Here is a 3682-nt window from a genome sequence, read left to right as displayed (position 1 = left end):
ACTTGGCATTTCACTTTAGTTGATTGTTTTTTTCATGAATAATTTTGGACGTCATCAAGTTATATAGATAAACCACTTAAAAATAATTACAGATTATTAACGCATAGAAATGTTTTTAGATGATAAAAACGCTGCCTTCCTGTAATTAAAATAATGTCTTTTTGTTATATAGTTGGGCGACTTTAAAATGATTACAAGTAATTACTCTATATCAGTAAATTTATATTGGAGAAAAACATATATTTTTTAATCAAAATTAAGACGCTTAGCTATACTATGGAAAAATACACCACCGGCTTCGCCTATAGCTGGAGCTTTGCTACCTGCCTGTTAGGCGTATTTTCGCTCAGTGAGTGGGCGCTGATTACCGGTATTGTCTGCACCCTATTGACTTGTGGGGTGAACTGGTACTATCGGCATAAGGAATACCGTTTTCGCGTGAGAAAAGATAATGAATCCTGACCTTAAACGACGACTGCTGACGGCAATGACAGGCGGCGCTGTTGCTATTGTGGCGGTATTGGTGCAGTGGAATGAAGGAATAAGGCATAAACCCTATAAAGACGGTGGTGACGTGCTAACTGTGTGCTATGGGCATACAGGAGAAGCGGTTATCCCGAACAAACGCTACACAGACGAGGAATGTCAGGCGCTGCTGGAGAGTGACCTGAAGGCGGCGATGTCGGTAGTTGAAACTCAGGTTACTGTGCCGCTGACTGAAATGCAGAAAGCGGGTTTAGCCTCATTCGTTTATAACGTAGGAAGTGGGGCTTTTGCGCGTTCAACGCTACTCCACAAACTCAACTCAGGTGACATACAAGGTGCTTGTGATGAAATGCGGCGCTGGAAATATAATGAAGGCAAAGTATCAAAAGGACTAGTTAACCGCCGGGCGGTAGAGCGTGAGATTTGTCTACCGGATTAACGTTATGCATTGGAAACTCCTTCTCTCGGCTGGATTACTTATTACAATCACTGTACTCTCCATCGTAGTCAGGTTTCAATATGTCGAAAACGTTCGTCTGAAATTAGCGAACCAGTCACTGAGTGCCGAGCGTGATGCTGCACGGGCACAGTTTACCCACTATGCGCAGGCGGTTGATATTTTTAATGCTATAGCCGGAGCCACTCAGGATGCACACCAACAGGCCATACAGGCATCGTATCCTCAAACGATTAAGATACAGGAAGCGATTACCCCTGAACCCTGTGCTCATCTTCCTGTACCTCCTGCCGCTCTTAACCGGTTGCGTGCGCACACCGATAAAATATCTCCCCGTGCGTCCAGTGCCCATTCCAGCCACGTTACTCGATGATTGCGCTCTGCCGGTGATATCAGAACACATGACTTGGGGCGATAGCCTGATACTCAATGAGCAACTGCTACTGGCTCTCGAAATGTGTAACCAAGATAAAGCAGCGATAAGGCGAATTGAAAATAAGCGAGAATAAATGTCAATGCTAACGCTTATCCTGTCAGCATGCGATGATTACCGCGTTGGGGACTGGCACGGTTTTTCATCACGGCGATAACTATTAAGGGTAGTCAGCAAAATTGAACAATAAGGTAAAGATATAGCTAAGCGACTTAATTTTGATTACAAAATATATGTTTTTCTCCAATATAAATTTATTGATATAGAGTAATTACTTGTAATCATTTTAAAGTCGCCTAGCTATACCACAACCAATCCCATCAGTGACAATAAAGTAAAACTGAAAGATCTGTTATCAAATATTGCAGAAAAAGAGAAAAGTGTTAAACAGAAGAAAGCTGAGAGAAATCATTTACTTGATCAATTGAAAAATCAGGAAAAAATATTTCTGCTGCTGGACGAGCATTACATGAAACACGGAAAAAACTTTGGCAGTTAGCAAAAGAACTATAGCTGGGCGACTTTAAAATAATTACAAGTAATTACTCTATATCAGTAAATTTATATTGGCGAAAAACATATATTTTGTAATCAAAATTAAGACGCTTAGCTATAGTGATTAATTTTGTTGATTTCTGATTTCAGTTTTTCGATAAAGGTTTTAACAGCCTGTTCAATCTCGTTGACTAATTTATCATCCTTGATAATTCGGATTTTATAGTAGGAAAGGTTAGGCGGCAGTCTGTCATCATAGCTAACAAAATCGCACCAGCTTTTCCCTGTGCACATCATTTGCCCCTGCATTTGTAACAGGTATTCGTGTTTCAGTTTTCCCGTGATGAGGGTGTCGAGATGGGTGGTGGTGTTAGGGCATTTTATTTCGATAAGGCCATCATCATTCACTAACCCATCAGGACTTGCCCCAAAGAGCTCAATAGTCGGGTGAGGAATAAACCCGACTTCGGTGACAGTAACCTCAAATTCATTGAGGCAATATCGTTCTCTGGCTTCCGGCTCAAGGCCAATCCCCCGTTCAATGGCCCGGATTGGTTTTCATGTCTTCTCGTCGTTCGGTCAAGGTTTCACAGACTAACTGCATGAGGTAATTTCGTTGTGTTTTTCCCTTGCCCTTGGATAACACTTTGTGTAAATTGCTGGCGGTGACTTTCCCAAGTCTTGCCTGAAACCACGCGTCCGTTTTCTGTTTCATGATGAGCCTCATTTTTGATTGCAATATTGCGATAAATAGCCATTTTATTTTCTTCGCCAATGATATTGGTTTCTTCGGGCGTTAATTGTTGCCAATGCGTTTTCATTGATTCAACACCGCCTTTTGCGGCGATTTTTAAATCCCTGATTAATTGGTCGTAACGAACTTTTTGTTGTGCGGCTTCTTGCTGTATCACGATTTTTTCCTGTTCGGGTAAATCTTCACCGGCATAGATATAAAACCCTAATCCAAACATGGAAATGGCTTTAGTCAGACAGCGCATCAGCGTTTTATTGATATCCAGCGCATTAGGGTTAGATATGGCCTGATTCCGGTAATCCATCACGGGGAGCCACATTGTGCGCGGAAATTCATTATCGCCTTGCTTAACCGTGAGGGTTAATGAGACCATGGCACTGCGATCATTGTTATAGCTAACAGTATCAATGGTATAGTACGATTCGGGATAGTGCGCCATTAATACGCCCCATGCCCAAGCCCATGACAGGTAAGAGAGGCCATTTTTCTTTTCAATTTTATCGTTAACATTAATCGTAGAAAGTGTTTCCCAAACCTGCTGTTGAAAACTTTTTTCTTTTTCGGTCTGTTGTGTTTTACTCATAGATATTTCCTCTTGGGCGCTCGAAGTGCTTTGTACTGATTGATGTTCTCACGTTTAAAATGGTCAAACAGCGCCTGCCAAATATCGTCAAAATTCTCATGATTGAGTTTTCGCATGACGGAGGAAGGAAGGCAATCATACATAGGCTGGACAAGTTCACTGATTGCGTCATCCAGTCTATCTTCCCAATAAGCAATGTCTTGCTGTTGTTCTCATCTTGCAGGGCGTAAGGGTTCATTTGGATTCCTATTTTGCTAACAGTAAAACCAGGCTTGCCAACGCGATAATTAGCAAGGTGGGGATGATTTTTAGGGAGTCGTTTCTAACGAAGCTCCTGCTGTTTAAGTTGGTTCATATTGTTAACTCTTGATTAATTGAAGATTGAACTAAAAAAGGGGGATTAATGTTTCAGATATAGCTAAGCGACTTAATTTTGATGACATTATTTATATGAGCTATTCAATTGATTTTAGA

5 protein-coding genes are annotated in these 3682 nt (G+C 41.3%); 3 read left to right on the top strand and 2 right to left on the bottom strand.

What is annotated here, in order from left to right; all coding sequences use genetic code 11:
• Nucleotides 1-225 precede the first annotated feature (225 nt).
• From ARSQ2_RS10005 to lysC, 3 genes are all read left to right on the top strand, one after another.
• Nucleotides 226-462: a phage holin family protein gene (locus ARSQ2_RS10005; RefSeq protein ID WP_238334447.1), complete on the top strand. Its 237-nt coding sequence runs from the start codon at nucleotides 226-228 to the stop codon at nucleotides 460-462.
• A complete protein-coding gene (locus ARSQ2_RS10000) occupies nucleotides 452-925 on the top strand; it encodes a lysozyme (RefSeq protein ID WP_181995205.1) in 474 nt (157 codons plus the stop codon). The genes ARSQ2_RS10005 and ARSQ2_RS10000 overlap by 11 nt, the downstream gene beginning before the upstream one ends.
• A 353-nt stretch (nucleotides 926-1278) precedes the next feature.
• On the top strand, nucleotides 1279-1452 hold the full coding sequence (gene lysC, locus ARSQ2_RS09995; protein ID WP_238334445.1) for an Rz1-like lysis system protein LysC: 174 nt from the start codon (nucleotides 1279-1281) through the stop codon (nucleotides 1450-1452).
• A 530-nt stretch (nucleotides 1453-1982) separates the two neighbouring features.
• Here lysC and ARSQ2_RS09990 read toward each other — a convergent pair.
• Nucleotides 1983-2402 carry a lambda exonuclease family protein gene (locus tag ARSQ2_RS09990; RefSeq protein ID WP_338078290.1) on the bottom strand — a complete coding sequence of 140 codons (420 nt, stop codon included), beginning with the start codon at nucleotides 2400-2402 and terminating at the stop codon, nucleotides 1983-1985.
• Nucleotides 2403-2458: 56 nt separating this feature from the next.
• The gene (locus tag ARSQ2_RS14355) at nucleotides 2459-3208 is read right to left on the bottom strand and encodes a Sak single strand annealing protein (protein ID WP_338078289.1); all 750 of its coding nucleotides are present in this window, start codon (nucleotides 3206-3208) and stop codon (nucleotides 2459-2461) included.
• Nucleotides 3209-3682: the final 474 nt, after the last annotated feature.

This window comes from Arsenophonus endosymbiont of Bemisia tabaci Q2 (genome assembly GCF_902713415.1).
In the GTDB taxonomy this organism is placed as follows: Bacteria; Pseudomonadota; Gammaproteobacteria; order Enterobacterales; family Enterobacteriaceae; genus Arsenophonus.
Note: the sequence above shows the minus strand (reverse complement) of the source record. Positions and strands in the feature narration are given on the sequence as shown.

Bases quoted from the DNA above. Each gene is read 5' to 3' on its own strand.
- ARSQ2_RS10000 (WP_181995205.1), top strand. From the start codon at position 452: ATGAATCCTGACCTTAAACGACGACTGCTGACGGCAATGACAGGCGGC.
- ARSQ2_RS14355 (WP_338078289.1), bottom strand. From the start codon at position 3,208: ATGAGTAAAACACAACAGACCGAAAAAGAAAAAAGTTTTCAACAGCAG.